The organism is Escherichia coli (genome assembly GCF_036503815.1).
Classification (GTDB): domain Bacteria; phylum Pseudomonadota; class Gammaproteobacteria; order Enterobacterales; family Enterobacteriaceae; genus Escherichia; species Escherichia coli_F.
The window spans coordinates 4,139,803-4,154,819 of the sequence record NZ_AP027764.1; the positions used below are offsets into that span (position 1 = coordinate 4,139,803).

General features: G+C 42.4%; 10 protein-coding genes and 3 pseudogenes. 6 read left to right on the forward strand and 7 right to left on the reverse strand.

Features of this window, described 5'->3' with window-relative positions:
* Nucleotides 1-76: 76 nt before the first annotated feature.
* From AABJ99_RS19765 to AABJ99_RS19785, 5 genes and pseudogenes are all read left to right on the forward strand, one after another.
* Nucleotides 77-1,528 carry a pentapeptide repeat-containing protein gene (locus AABJ99_RS19765; protein ID WP_338387412.1) on the forward strand — a complete coding sequence of 484 codons (1,452 nt, stop codon included), beginning with the start codon at nt 77-79 and terminating at the stop codon, nt 1,526-1,528.
* A gap of 265 nt (nt 1,529-1,793) precedes the next feature.
* Entirely contained in the window at nt 1,794-2,327 is a 534-nt protein-coding gene (locus AABJ99_RS19770) for a fimbrial protein (RefSeq protein ID WP_322282159.1), read from the forward strand.
* A 50-nt stretch (nt 2,328-2,377) separates the two neighbouring features.
* Nucleotides 2,378-3,058 (forward strand): annotated as a pseudogene (locus tag AABJ99_RS19775) (fimbria/pilus periplasmic chaperone).
* A 12-nt stretch (nt 3,059-3,070) separates the two neighbouring features.
* Nucleotides 3,071-4,526: pseudogene (locus tag AABJ99_RS19780) on the forward strand (fimbria/pilus outer membrane usher protein); the annotation flags it as partial.
* A gap of 102 nt (nt 4,527-4,628) precedes the next feature.
* Nucleotides 4,629-5,590, forward strand: a pseudogene (locus tag AABJ99_RS19785) (fimbrial family protein).
* A 37-nt stretch (nt 5,591-5,627) separates the two neighbouring features.
* On the opposite strand, the gene nhaR reads toward AABJ99_RS19785, so the two are convergent.
* The 5 genes from nhaR to AABJ99_RS19810 all read right to left on the reverse strand — a co-directional run bounded on the left by nhaR (nt 5,628) and on the right by AABJ99_RS19810 (nt 11,658).
* A complete protein-coding gene (gene nhaR, locus AABJ99_RS19790; RefSeq protein WP_001300855.1) occupies nt 5,628-6,527 on the reverse strand; it encodes a transcriptional activator NhaR in 900 nt (299 codons plus the stop codon).
* A gap of 65 nt (nt 6,528-6,592) precedes the next feature.
* Nucleotides 6,593-7,759 (reverse strand): Na+/H+ antiporter NhaA, encoded by a 1,167-nt coding sequence (nhaA, locus tag AABJ99_RS19795; RefSeq protein WP_039021792.1) that lies wholly within the window; start codon nt 7,757-7,759, stop codon nt 6,593-6,595.
* A gap of 235 nt (nt 7,760-7,994) precedes the next feature.
* Nucleotides 7,995-9,254, reverse strand: a complete 1,260-nt coding sequence (locus tag AABJ99_RS19800; protein ID WP_039021791.1) for an IS1/IS1595 family N-terminal zinc-binding domain-containing protein — start codon at nt 9,252-9,254, stop codon at nt 7,995-7,997.
* A 128-nt stretch (nt 9,255-9,382) separates the two neighbouring features.
* Nucleotides 9,383-10,876: a sulfatase family protein gene (locus AABJ99_RS19805; RefSeq protein WP_039021790.1), complete on the reverse strand. Its 1,494-nt coding sequence runs from the start codon at nt 10,874-10,876 to the stop codon at nt 9,383-9,385.
* Nucleotides 10,877-10,896: 20 nt separating this feature from the next.
* On the reverse strand, nt 10,897-11,658 hold the full coding sequence (locus tag AABJ99_RS19810) for an outer membrane protein OmpK (protein WP_001274831.1): 762 nt from the start codon (nt 11,656-11,658) through the stop codon (nt 10,897-10,899).
* A 614-nt stretch (nt 11,659-12,272) separates the two neighbouring features.
* On the opposite strand from AABJ99_RS19810, the gene mokC reads away from it, so the two are divergent.
* Entirely contained in the window at nt 12,273-12,425 is a 153-nt protein-coding gene (gene mokC, locus AABJ99_RS19815) for a type I toxin-antitoxin system toxin MokC (RefSeq protein WP_000809168.1), read from the forward strand.
* A 193-nt stretch (nt 12,426-12,618) separates the two neighbouring features.
* Here mokC and AABJ99_RS19820 read toward each other — a convergent pair whose 3' ends face one another.
* Nucleotides 12,619-13,731: an IS4-like element IS421 family transposase gene (locus tag AABJ99_RS19820; RefSeq protein WP_001300563.1), complete on the reverse strand. Its 1,113-nt coding sequence runs from the start codon at nt 13,729-13,731 to the stop codon at nt 12,619-12,621.
* Between the two features lie 146 nt (nt 13,732-13,877).
* Entirely contained in the window at nt 13,878-15,008 is a 1,131-nt protein-coding gene (dnaJ, locus tag AABJ99_RS19825; protein ID WP_001118464.1) for a molecular chaperone DnaJ, read from the reverse strand.
* Nucleotides 15,009-15,017: the final 9 nt, after the last annotated feature.

Below are 15,017 nucleotides of genomic sequence, written 5' to 3' on the forward strand. Positions count from 1 at the left end.
ATGAGCGATTTTTGATAGTAATCACATATACTTTAAAATAAATTAATAAAAAACTCATCAAATTCAAGGACTGATAATGAAAGATGGTATATATACTTTGCCACATTATCTTTATAAATCAAATATAGCAGATAATGAAACAATAAAGGAAACAAGAAAAGACAATTCATTAAAAATATTATGCGAGTATAAAACAGAGTTAATTATTTTATTTGATGATTTTTTTAGAAGCCAACAGTTACCTAAAATATCTCCAGCACTTCATTTTTTATTTCAACAGACTAATTTGATAGATGCGCATTTTTATAGATGTAAAGTCCAAGAACACACAATCCAACTTTCTTTTTTAAAAGACAAAAACATCACATTACTTAGATTGGATGTTTTTGATGACTTCACAAGTGAATATATTACTGAAGATATTAAGATATCAGAAGATTGCCATGTCAAATTCCTTAAATTTTTAAAGACAAACTTCGATCAGGAAATATACGATCAGTTATATACTCCTGAAATATTTTATGAAGCCTGCAAAAAAGTTCAGTCATTTTATGATCATCAGGATACCTTGCTAAACAGAAAATACAGAGAAATAGACAAGAAAAAAGGTTATCTTAGCAAGGAACTCAAAAAGCTAATTAAAATGAATACATACCCTGAGTTATACAATGGGCAATATCAAAAAATCCCTTACTTATCCATCGATGTTAACCAAGATATAACATGGCAGAATTTTAAAACTAGCAACACAGCATATTTACAGCTTTGTGAAAAATTATCATCTTTTAAAATTACGACTAATCAATTAATACAAAAAACAGCTTGCTGCACAACTGAAAAAACGACCACCAATAAATTTAATGTTGTCTTTTCTTACGACGGATATTATATAAAGGAATTTATACTTTTATTACCCTATAATAAATCCATGGAGATTTATGAACTTAACAAGCAAAAAATCCAGTACTTGACTGCTCCAAATATTAACATACATAAAATATTGCTATCAAACTTAACGATAGAAAAGAGCAACCTGACATATGGTTATTATTCCACTTGTATATTATCAAATATATCATGCTTTGAAAGTGACTTATCAAACACAACCTTTTTCAATGGAGAAATAAATAATCTTTTCTTAAAAAAATGTAATATATTTGGAGTATTCTTCATTAAAACAAAAATAAAAAACCTTCTCTGTGAAGATATTATGCCTGTTCGATGGACCACTCAACTTGTCAATAAGTACTTAGGTAACATATATACAGGAGTATTCAAAACACTGGGAAGTATTGATGACAAAGCGTCTCGTTTCGAAATTTTGATTCCATTGGTTCAAACATTAGTTCGCGACAATGTAACGCTAAATAATGATGTGTATCAAGAATTGAGTAAGTATATGCACGATTACGACAAAACATCTCCGGAAATGAGTAAATACCTTCAGAGCATCAATGAAAGTATGTTCCTTATGACAAACATCCCTCATCAGGATCCCCCCCCCAAAGAAAGATCTTATTCAGAATAAAATTACATCTGATGTATATTAATTCACTGCAGAGAAATAAAAAAACCTGAAACATGCACTCAAATATCCTACTCTTCACTCTAATGAGTGAACCCCAGAACTTTTATAAAGAAGCGAGCAACGAAGAATATTAAACTTTCAACATTTCATCTACTTCACATCAAAAATTTAAAAACTTAAACATTAATATAAATACTAACAACCTGATCACATAATCAGGTTTGAAAATGAGCAACCTTCCATACTAGTCAATTAAGAATGATTTATGAAAAAGTATATTATTCCGTTCGTGGCGACAACGTTGATATTCAGCGTAACAACCTTCGCCAAGGATGTCGATCAAGGAACACTAACCGTTGGAGGAGAAGTTGTTGATACAACGTGTTACTTTGTTAATGGTGATTCAACAACCGATATTGTTGTCGAAGATGTTGTAACCAGTGCAATGAATCAACTTATTAATAATGAAAGCTATACTTTAAAAACCGGTTCAACCGCTCATGACTTAGAAATTCAGTGTAATGGCAATACAGCACCAAATATCGAAGTATTAGCCTCAGAGTTTGATGCTAATAACTTTACGTTGAATAAAGGAACTGCTGAAAACGTTGGCTTTGCCTTTTTCCTCGGTGATGGAAATATGACAAGAATATTGCCAGGTGTAAAAACACCGCTGAAAGATAATGGTTCTGGACAATATTTTCTTAATATAAATGCACAATATGAGCGTACAAGTACCGATCCTGTAACAAAAGGTTCCGTGGAGTCAACCGTGACGATTAAAATCAGTGCAGATTAAAATTTTTATGCCGGTAGCTCTGCTACCGGTATTATTTACGGAGTGATTACATGAGAATTATAACAGCATTGCTGATGTCATTTTTTATTTTACCTGTTCATGCGGGTGTGGTCATCTATGGTACGCGTATTATCTATCCAGAAAAAACAGAGAAGTTCTCGTACAGTTAATGAATCAAAGCAAAAATGCCTCTTTGATTCAGGCATGGATCGATGATGGAAACACAACTATCGCGCCAGAAAAAATTCAGGTCCCATTTATTCTCACTCCGCCAGTAAGTCGTGTAGCAGGAGGTTCTGGCCAACAACTAAAAATAAAAAAATGCCAAACAATTTACCTCACAATAAAGAAAGTTTATTTTATCTAAATGTTATAGACATCCCTCCAAACAACCCACAAAATGCTGGAAAAAAAAAATTAAACTTGCATTACAAAACCGTATAAAGTTATTTTGGCGTCCCGAAGGAGTAGCACCGGTAGATAAAAAAAGCCTGTCTCAATTAAATATCAAAAAGAAAGATAATGCCATCTCAATAAACAATGAAACAGCGAACTGGATAACGATTACAACTATCAAAGCCCAAAATGTGAAAGTTAATAATGAAAGTATATTACTACCTCCATTTTCTAATAACGACATTACATTAAAAAATAACAACGCCTCAGAGTATGAACTAACGGTAGTTGATGATTACGGGAATAATATCAATAGTAAAATCGCTGCAAAATAACAGGTAAAAGTCATGTTAAGGACGACACGATGGGTCGCTGCAATTATTATTTTGTATTCTTTTCCAGGTTATGCTGAAGAAACTTTTGATACACACTTTATGATCGGCGGCATGAGAGGAGAAAAAGTTTCTGAATATCATTTAGATAATAAACAACCGCTTCCAGGAAACTACGAACTTGATGTTTATGTAAACCACCAGTGGCGTGGGAAACAAGATATCACGATCCCAGAGTCACCAGCCAAACCATGTCTGCCTAAGGTGCTACTAACAACACTGGGGGTAAAGACCGATAATCTCAATACAGAAGATAATTGTATTTCACTGGATGAAGCGGTTCATGGTGGTCAATATCAGTGAACACCGACTAAATTTAACGATCCCACAGGCGTATATCATTGAACTTGAAAGAGGCTACGTTCCCCCAGAAAGTTGGGATCGCGGCATTGATGCTTTTTATACCTCCTATAATTTAAGTCAGTATCGCTCTTATGACAGCAATAATAACAGTAATACAGCCAGTTATGGCCGATTTAACAGCGGATTAAATTTATTTAGTTGGCAGATACACTCTGATGCCAGCTATAGCAAGCCTGATGATATGAAAGGCACATGGCAAAATAATACTCTTTACCTGGAACGTGGCTGGTCGCAAATATTAAGCACAGTTCAGATAGGAGAAAATTACACATCCTCACTCATATTCGACTCTCTGCGATTTAGCGGAATACGCTTATTTCGCGATATGCAAATGCTACCTGATTCTATGCAGAACTTTACACCTTTAGTACAAGGTATTGCGCAAAGTAATGCATTGATAACGGTTTCGCAAAATGGCTACATCATTTACCAAAAAGAGGTTCCCCCGGGACCATTTACTATCGCAGATTTGCAACTTTCGGGCAGCGGCTCTGATCTCGATGTCAGCATAAAAGAAGCAGATGGTAGTGTTCGTTCCTTTTTGGTGCCCTACTCTTCCGTGCCCAACATGCTGCAACCAGGTGTTTCAAATTTCGATTTTATCGCCGGACGCAGTAAGATATATGGTGTAAACAATCAGGAGGACTTTCTCGAGGCAAATTATATATATGGCCTCAACAATCTTTTGACACTTTATGGCGGTACGATTTTAACCGATAACTATAATGCAATAACGTTAGGAAATGGTTGGAATACACCGCTGGGTGCTATTTCTTTTGACGCTACCCGATCGAGTAGTAAGTTATATAATGATAAAATACACGAAGGTACAAGCTATCAGGTCGCCTATAATAAATATTTAGTGCAAACGGCTACTCGCTTTAGCGTAGCCGCATGGCGTTATGCTTCACAGGCTTATAGAACATTCAGCGACCATCTTCACCAAAATGATAAAAACAATCATCAGAGTGATTATGATCATTTTTATGATAATGGCAGAAAAAACAGCCTTTCTGCCAATATCATGCAACCTTTATCCACCGGCATAAAAATTGCTCTCAACGATGAACAGAACTTATTTTGTACCATTACTTTTAAAAACGTTATCAATGAAAATAAAACATATATATGTCAGTAAAAGGAGTTTACTATGAAGTGGCTTTTATTGCTCTCCTTGAGTCTATATTCTTTTATTGTGCAAAGTGCTCCCTGTACACTGACCAATGTCGGTGAACAACGTGGAACTTACACTCTAAAACCACTTAATATGAAAGGTAATCTCGCTGTTGAAAAAATTGAAAACACTGGAAATATCATTGAGTGTGCGGATTTGCAAGATACGACCAACGCCATTAAAGTTCATTTTTTAACACTGAACGCCTTAAGGTTTAAAGTGGGGGGGGCGTCATTATATTATTAATTTTCCTTTTGAATCTAACGGTAAAAAAAATAGAACTACCCGGCAAATCATCTTATAATTTAGAAGAAATCTTATCTGCAATAAATTTCACGATTCCATATTCTATTACTTCGTTACCAGATAATTCTTACATCTCAGATATTTTTCCAGGGGCACCTTTTCCTTTGTTGTTCGAAATTGAAGTGAACTCATGCATAGGGAGTAATACTAATTGTAACAGCGTCCGTTTTAACTTTAATTTAAATACCATTTTACAGGTTAACTTAATGACTTGTAGTTTTGAAGACAAATCCATCGACACTGGACGATTTGTACTGTCTCGTATCAATAGTGAAAATTATCAGTTTCATCATATAAGATTTGACTGCATCCAGGGCGAGCAAGGTGAATTAGTTTTTGAACCCAGCGAAGTTGAATATTACTTTGAACCAGTGACGATACAGGAGTCAGGGAGCAGCATATTAAAAAATGAGTTAGAAAATAGTGAGGAAGGTGCTGGTCAAGTAGGCTTTCAACTCTCGAATGATGATACGAATGAAATCCTGTATGGCAAAAGCAATAGCTATGCTTTTCAGCATCCCCATGAAGGAAGTAATCAGATTCCTCTTTTTATTCGCCCGCGTACATATGGAAATAATGTCTCAAGCGGGCAAATAATGAGCCGAGTCAAAATTGTGGTTATATACAACTAATCTATCTCCCCCACCTTAACTTTGGGGGAGTTGCCGATTAACGCGCCGCTGGACTAAAAAGCGCAGAATAATCCGTATTGCAGATTCGCTGTACCGCTGGATGCTGAATCATCCGCTCAGCAAAAATGGCATGGTACTCTTCCATCACATTTTCTACGCGACCAATTTCCACGACAGTTTTATCGGCATAAAAGTCATATGCATAAAGCGTTGGAGCAACGAAGATTGCATTGTGCATCGCACCAAAAGCTTTCATTAATGCGGCATCATCAAACTCGCCAAGGATTTCTACGTTTAATCCCTGGGAGTTAAACCAGTTAAGCAATTTGCGTCCCAACATTGAACGCCGTCCAGGAATCAAAAGCCGCCGTTCTTCCAGACAAGCCGGGAATGGTTTTTCCGGTGGTGGATTTGTACACCAGAAGCTCACGCCACATTCGCCAATTCTCACGGAGAACAGGCCTTCCTGCTGCGTAGAATCTATCGGGCAATCGGAAATGATCATATCCAGTTTATGCTGACTTAATTGCTCCAGCAGCATTTCGTGGGTGGATTCGAAGCAGCGAAGATGAATCGGCTCACCTTCTACCACTGCGGCGTTCAGTACGCTACTGACCAGGCGTTTGGAAAGTGCATCAGCCACGCCAACGTCAAACAATAAATTGGACTCTTTGCGATAGTTCACGATATCCAGCATTTCCTGGCTTAAGGTAAACATTTTATCGGCATAGCGATAGACCAGCTCTCCCAGTTCGCTGGGTTCGAGACCACGTCCCTTGCGCTTAAATAGTTTACCTTGCAGGCGCTCTTCCAGCGCCCGGATCTGCCCGGTAATGGTTTGTGGTGTTAAATAAAGCGCCTCCGCTGCGCCAACCACGGAACCTTCTTTATAGACATGCCAGAAGTAATACAAGTGGTTGTAATTGATATGAGACATGCTCATTTCTCTCCCTGAAAACAATGAAAAGGGAGCCGTTTATGGCTCCCCGGTAAACCGTCCTGTCACACTGATGGACGCAATCGAACGCGTAACCAGCTGTAGCCAATTACCGCCGAAGAGATAGAACCGACCAGGATACCGAGTTTCGCCCAGTTAATCAGTTCTGGATCTACGCTACCAAAGGCCAGGCTGGCAATAAAGATAGACATAGTAAAACCGATACCGCACAGGATCCCCACCGCCATAATTTGCTGATAAGTCGTTCCCTCAGGCAGATGCGCTAGTTTCAAACGCAGCGCCAACCAGCAGAACAGACTAATCCCCAGTGGTTTGCCAATCAGCAAGCCAGCGATAATCCCCAATGGCAGAATGGAGGTCAAGCCATCCAGCGTGACGCCTTGCAGTGAAACGCCAGCATTAGCAAATGCAAACAGCGGCAAAATCAGATATGCCACCCACGGGTGCAACACATGCTCCAGTCGCTTCGCTGGAGAACGCCCATGCTTCTCTTTCAAAGGAATAAAGAAGCCGACAATTACCCCTGCCAGTGTTGCGTGAACCCCCGATTTCAACACCGCAGTCCACAACACCACGCCAACCAGAATATAAACGCCCGTGCGGCGTACACCACACAGATTCAGTACCGCGAGTACGGCAATTGCAACGGCCGCGACGCCAAGAGAGGCCATCGATAAGTCATTAGTGTAGAACAAAGCGATGATAATGATGGCCCCAAGATCGTCGATAATAGCCAGCGCCATCAAAAAGATCTTCAGCGCTAACGGAACACGACTTCCCAACAGCGCCAGCACACCAAGCGCAAATGCAATATCTGTCGCCGCCGGAATAGCCCACCCTTCGCGGGTAATCGGATCGGCATAGTTAAAGGCCAGATAGAGCAATGCTGGCACAATCATCCCACCAATAGCGGCGATAACTGGAAATGCGGCCTGGCGTAAGCTGGCTAGCGATCCTTGCATCAATTCACGTTTAACTTCCAAACCAACTAACAGGAAAAATACCGCCATCAGCGCGTCATTTATCCATAACAGCATGTTTTTGTTGATTTCGAGTGAACCAACCTGGAGCTGAACCGGCGTCTCAAGAAAATCGTGATACCATCCACTGGTTGTACCGCTGTTGGCCATAATCATCGCCAGGACAGCGGCAATTATGAGAATAATGCCTCCCGAGGCATCACTGCTAAAGAATCGATGCAGATGTTTCACTTTTTATTTCTCTTTCAGGTGAATAGATCGTTTTTACTATTTTATCCCGCACAAATCATCGTTAAAAGCAGATTATAGTGTGGGAATAGTTCGTTTTTTACGATCTATTAAAAGAATTGCGCCATCAGCGAGAGATGAGTTTTTGATGCCCGAAAGCGGCGGCTGATGACCTTAACCCCCATTAATCATAGTCTAAGGCCAAGATTTCTGAAGAAATTATTCGGAAAAGTAATAATTAAATTGTTCCATGCTCTAGTTTTTTATTCCACAGATGTTTGAGGATATCTAATGTAGAAACGACATTCGCAGGAGACATTCGGTTCAATGATATAAGGAAAGGATGGTTCTCCACAAAGTGGATAAAACGCGTCGCACTGTTCAATGTTGCATGCCGCATCTCGCGGACTTTCTTACTGCCAGTGAGATTGCATACAGCCATTGAATAATTGCGGTTAGAAAATGCACGCCAGACATTGTTTCGTACCCCACCACTAAGGAATAATCGCGGTGGAAAATCAATGCTGGCAGGTGCCACACCGCGCTCTTTGACAAAGGAAATATAGCAGCGACCTTGATGAATATGCTGCAAATTAGCCATCAGGCATCCGCCCAATATAAAGCATTCGTGATCAAGGTAATGCTGAACGTTAATGGAATGTTCATCGGTCAGTATTCTGACTAGTTCAAAATGACGATATGCAGGAAGAACCGGCTTCACCAGCATTCCCGGATCGTTTTGATGTAAAACTGCCGGGCCGTAATCAATATCAAACAAGGTATCCCGCCGCATAGTGAGTAACTCTTTGCGTTGGACATGATGTGCCAGCGTCCCTGGAGGCATACGCTCTTCATAGCTCGATATGTATTGATAATGTGGCTCTACGGCAGATGTGGAGTAATTGGTTGAGATGGCAACCACCCTACCGCTTTGTTCTTCTGCGGTAACAAGAGCATAAAGAGAGTTATTGCTACCATTATACTTGACGCGAAAAGCGCGGGTACTCAGGGTAATATCAGAGGCAGAGAAACGCTGTCGACTTTCTTTATAGTTTGCTCCACGCGCTAATTTTAACAGTTCTCGGCTAAGTCCAGTGCTGTTAAGAAGTAATGACTTTCTGATATCCGCAAGTGCCTCCCCTTGCTCAATCATCAATGCTAACTGGGCTCCTCGTGGTGTGGTAATTACATGTTCCAGAGTGATAAATGTTTTCTCACAATGATGGCAATACATTCTTCTCTGGCCTTGTGCAGAATATCCATATTTTTTGAGAGACGTACTTCCGCAAGTTGAACATTGGCAAATCAAACCTCTCCAGGAGTGATTCACAATATTACGATAAATATTAAGCGACTGTTCAGATATCACTGGAAACAAGTAACCACATTCACGGCATAAAATATTTTTACCCTGTGCGACATAATCCTGGCTATTCAGCAACCCCAGGTTTTTACATCCTGGTGTTTTGCAACAATCAACATTTACGTTGGTAAACATATCCACTCCCTGCGAATAGCCGTATCTTGATATTGTTCAACGCGAAAAGAACCTGATTCAATGCATAGCACTGAATCAGGCGGGCATAGCCCTAAATGGCATACATTACATTTATTATAATTATCAGGTTAGCCCCAGGTCACTGCTTCTGGTTTATCACCTCTGGCTTTCATTAGAGAATCATTATCAATATCACTTTTATATTTTAAAAACTTACCATACATCTGTTTTTCAATATCTGGTTTTTTACCGATCAGATTAAGTGTTTCAAAACGATCAGATTTAAGATTATAGAGATATTTCGGTTTATTATTGCGATCGATAATCATCTTCCAGTCACCATCACGGATCGCCCATTCATCGGTTGGATCATCCTGGAATGGCATATCAATCCCGAAAATTAATGGCTTTTCGCGTTTCAATGCTTTTTGCTCAAGAACAGGAACCAGCGATTCACCATCGAAAGTACGGTCTGTAGGTAATTTGAAGTTCATCATTTTCGCTAAAGTAGGCATCCAGTCCAGACCATAAACGGGAGTATCTGAAACCATTCCCTGTGGTAGATGTTTACCATATTTAATAATAGCTGGAACACGAATTCCGCCTTCCCAAAGGTTATCCTTGCGACCGCGTAATCCATCCGTTTCCCCTGCCAAATTCAGCTCATACACTTTGCGCGCTTCACGGGTTACTGGGCCGTTATCACTGGTAAAAATAACGATGGTGTTATCTTCTTCACCCATCGCTTTGATTTTATCCAGTACTTTTCCAACCTGAGCATCCAGATAACTGATGTTGGCATAATATTCTCCTGTACCACGCCAGGGTTTATCCGCCCAGTCGCCATAAAATAAATCAGGATGCTGCTTCTGATAGTCGCTCATATAATGTGAGTACATGTCGAGGTATTTTTTGGGCGAAGCCAGGGGACTGTGCACTTCGGTAAAAGCGACATAAAGGAAGAAAGGCTTACTATCCTTTTTGTTATCCAACCAGTTAACGACTTCCGAACTGACATACTCACCGCTCATTTTATCGGCTCGTGGAGTGGGTTGCCCGTTACGTAGCCAGCCTGTCGGGTAAACTATGCCATAACGCGGGCGTTCTTTAGCGTTATCTAGCGTGGCGTCGGTAACAAAGCCCGCCGTATTAACCAGTGAGTAATCAAAGCCCATATCTTGTGCTTGTGGCTGATCGGTGCGATCGCCGCCTGCATTCAGATGCAGCTTACCCATCATTGCCGTGTCGTACCCTTGCGCTTTGAGTAGATTAGCAATCGTGAGTTCGTTACGCCCTAAGGCAACATCTTTGCCTGAAGGAATCCATGAGCGAATTCCAGTACGAAATGGCATCCGGCCGGTTAATAGCCCAGCGCGTGAAGGTGAACTTAAAGGGGCGGGGGCATAGTAGTCAGTAAATTTGACCCCTTCCTGGGCAAGCCTGTCGATATTAGGTGTTTTAACGATCTGATGACCATATGTTGCTAAATCGCCATAACCTAAATCATCCGCCATAATAATGACTAAATTAGGTTGTTTAGCCTCTGCGGCTAAGGCAGGACTAAAAGCATTCCCTGTGCAAACTGCAAGGCCGATCAAACTGGCCATTAACGTTTTCTGCATAATTATTCCCTGATAAAAAATTAGAAATCATAACCAAGCATATAAATCATTTGATCGCCAAAGCCATCGTAGCCCAGCTTATTATCGAAATAACGCCACGTCACACTGGCTTTCCAGCGAGGATAGAACTTCCAGGCAATAGTTAAACCGCCATTTAACCCGTTCCGGCCAAATTGCTGCTCCGTGTAAGCATCGTTCCTGTCCAGTTCTATTTCATTCCAGTTAGATAAAACAAATTTTTCGTCAAATAACATAAATGGCAATACTGCTGTCCAGCCAACAACATAACCATTCCAACCATTCGTTTGACCATATTTAGCTGATACGTAGTCACCAGATTGATTATGTAATCCAATATACGGTTTAAAAAAGCCCCACTCGCCGTTCCAGCCGAGGTAACCGAATCCATAAAACATGTCCAGATCGTCACCCCATGAGTTATCCCATTGGCCATAAATTTTGCCAAAGAATGTCATATCAGAGTCAAAGAGTCTGACATGCGTCATTGCTGAAACCGTATGATTTCTCCCTGCTACAGCATGATTGAGTACATTACTTTCATAAAATGAGTAAAATTCTGCTTCTTTAAAATTTACCCCAAAATCCGCAGTCACTTTCCATACTTCACCACGGTGAGTATTTACAAATCCACTATTCCAGTCTGCATAACCTGCATTTATTGAGCCAAAGGTTCCTTTATATTCTAATGAAGAATATGCAGGAAAATGATAGATAGCTGTTATCAGGGTACACGCAATAAGAAGTCGTCTTTTGGCAGACATATAATATGTTCTCCATTCATTGTTTTTATGATTCCATAGGAATTAATACACCAAACAATTCATTTTTATTAAGAATGACCAGGCCAGTATATTTAAAGATGACTATCGAAGCGTGATGAAGATCGCAGATTACTTTTGCGAACGGGCGGAGAGATATCGTGTTTCAGAAAATGTGTCTGTTTTAAATATCACCCTTTGATTTATAGGCATTTTTCATGATGAACTTAGCATTGACTGCTGAACGTATTTCTTTGTCTCTCTATAGTATTACACTAACCTTTAATAATTAATTTCCTTTAGCTATTCACTTTTGATAGAGGAAAACACCTTTTTTTGTGAATCCCTGGATATATTTAAGTTAAATAAATTGATGTATTGAAATATTATTCCGTAAAAATGCGAGGCGTCTTCAGAAAAAGAATTGATAAAACAGAAGTGAATTAAAAGCGCTGTATAATAGCGGCGGGTGCTTGAGGCTATCTGTCTCAGGCATTAGCTGAACGGCAGATAGAGAAAAGCCCCGAGTGATATTTTACCATCAACCCGAGGCCCCCTATATGCTGAACACATGTAGAGTGCCTCTTACTGACCGTAAGGTCAAGGAGAAGAGAGCAATGAAGCAGCATAAGGCGATGATTGTCGCCCTGATCGTCATCTGTATCACCGCCGTAGTGGCGGCGCTGGTAACGAGAAAAGACCTCTGTGAGGTTCACATCCGAACTGGCCAGACGGAGGTTGCTGTTTTCACGGCTTACGAATCCGAGTAAGAGCAACGGCGGGGAGTGATCCCATAAGCGCTAACTTAAGGGTTGAACCATCTGAAGAATGCGACGCCTCGGTGCCTCGTTAAGACGATGCCTCGCGTTCTTCAATTGCGTTTTGTAGGCTGTCAGGGATACTGTCCCACGAATGGCCACCTGTAAGCTCCAGATGACCATTTTTGTTATTCTCCACAACGAGTTAGTTCTTCTTTTCGGATCCGGCACTTCTGGGGGGGAAATCCAGCGATGGCTGGATTATGTCGTCAATTAAAAATGCGGCGAGTAGATTAGCAAATATCCACGCTTTCGCGAGTTCAGGTTCCTTTGCACGCAAAGCATCCAGGTGCAGCAAACTTTTGAGCCGCTTAAAAGCCAGTTCAATTTGCCATCGCAGACGGTAACAATCAGCCACTTGCTCTGCTGAATATTCATCTTCCGGTAATGATGTTAGCAATAGCACATGGCCCGCTGCTTCCAGCGTTTCCGCCTGAACTACTCGTCCTTTTCGACGATTCTCGCTGAGCAGTCGGGTTTTACTGATTAATGCTTTTTCGGGAGGAAGTGATACGGCAATGAGACGTGCCGGAAAGGGAGCTCCGGCTTTTTTATTACCTGAATTGCCTATCATTACAGTGGTTTCACCGTTCTTACCGCAATCCAGCCCGCGCAGAAAACCCATCATGTCAAAGCGCATTCCTTCTGCAGTTAACCAGCGCAATCCTCGCCAGTGAACCCGGACGATATAATCAGCTTCTCCAAAAGCAAGTGAGCGGATACATTCGGGACGCGAACCGAATCCCCGGTCAGCAATGCGTATCTCGTCTGCCGTTTGCGCAAATCGGTCCAGCCGTTCAGCGTCTCTGCTGTCGGTTAGCTCAAAATCAGTGAACTGACAGGTATGAGGATCATATCCCATATGTAGTCGCCATTCAGCGCTGCCGCCCCCGGGCGCACTGATTGCTGTTCCATCGACAAGACGCAATCTCTTTCCGCTTGTACAACCCGTAACTGCGGCGCGTACAGCAAGTGTTTGTGCGGCAAGTATGCCAAACCAGTCGGCGGCATTCCGCAGCCGCTTCAGGAGAGCCACGTCAGATAATGTTGCAACGTCATGGAGCTGAGCCCATGCAGTGACTTCACGTAATGACATCCCCCCGGGGCCGTAAGCCAGCCCCAGACGTAGCAGAGTTGCAGCATCACGAATTTCGCGGCGGCGGGTTAGAGCCCCGGCATTACGTGCCGAAGTATCCAGTTCTTCGGGCTTACCAATATGGGCCAGAATTGCTGACCAGTTATCGTGAGAGTAATTCATCGGCACGTTAAATCATATCAGGCGTAATACCACAACCCTTAAGTTAGCGCTTATGGGAGTGATCCCCGCCACTTTACAGGTGCTCGCATATCTTCAACGCACCCTGTTTTTTACCTGGCCTGCCCACGGGCAGGCTTTTGGGGAGGTTAGCGAGTCAGGTCGTCGAAAAACTTCTTCACACCATCAAAGAAGCTCTTTGAGCGCGGACTGTTGTGCTCGCCGGTTGGGCCACCGAAACTTTCTTGCAGCTCTTGCAGCAGCTGCTTCTGCTTCTCGTTCAGGCCTACCGGGGTTTCGACGACAACGCGGCACAGCAAATCACCCTGTGCGCCGCCGCGGACAGACTTGACGCCTTTACCGCGCATACGGAACAGCTTACCGGTCTGGGTTTCGCCAGGCACTTTCAGTTTGACGCGGCCATCAAGGGTCGGTACTTCGATTTCGCCCCCCAGCGCCGCCATAGCGAAGTTGATCGGGACTTCGCAATACAGGTTGTTGCCTTCACGCTCGAAAATCGGGTGCTGTTTAACCTGAACCTGAACGTACAGATCGCCTGCCGGTGCGCCATGCTCGCCCGCTTCACCTTCGCCCGCAAGACGGATGCGGTCTCCAGTGTCCACCCCTGCCGGAATTTTAACGGACAGCGTTTTGCTGCGCTCAACACGACCATGACCGTGACATTTGTTGCACGGATCTTTGATCAGCGTACCGCGGCCCTGACAGTGTGGACAGGTCTGCTGTACAGCGAAGAAGCCCTGGCGCATCTGCACCTGACCAGAACCATGACAGGTCGGACAGGTCTGCGGCTGCGTGCCTGGTTTTGCACCGCTACCGTGGCAAACGTCACACTCTTCCAGAGTCGGAATGCGGATCTCTTTGGTCACGCCACGTACAGCTTCTTCGAGGGTGAGCTCCATGTTATAGCGTAAATCAGCACCGCGCGCCGCACGTTGACGACCACGCCCGCCGCCAAAAATATCGCCGAAAACGTCACCAAAAATATCGCTGAAGTCCGCGCCGCCGCCAAAACCGCCGCCGCCCATGCCGCCTTGCTCAAACGCAGCATGACCATACTGATCGTATGCCGCACGTTTTTGCGAGTCGGTCAGAACCTCATAAGCTTCCTTGATCTCTTTAAATTTCGCCTCGGCCTCTTTGTCACCCTGGTTACGGTCCGGGTGGTATTTCATGGCCAGGCGTTTGTAGGCCTTTTTGATTTCACGCTCTTCCGCTGTTTTGGAAACGCCTAAAATCTCGTAATAATCTTGCTTAGCCATCTTTTTTGA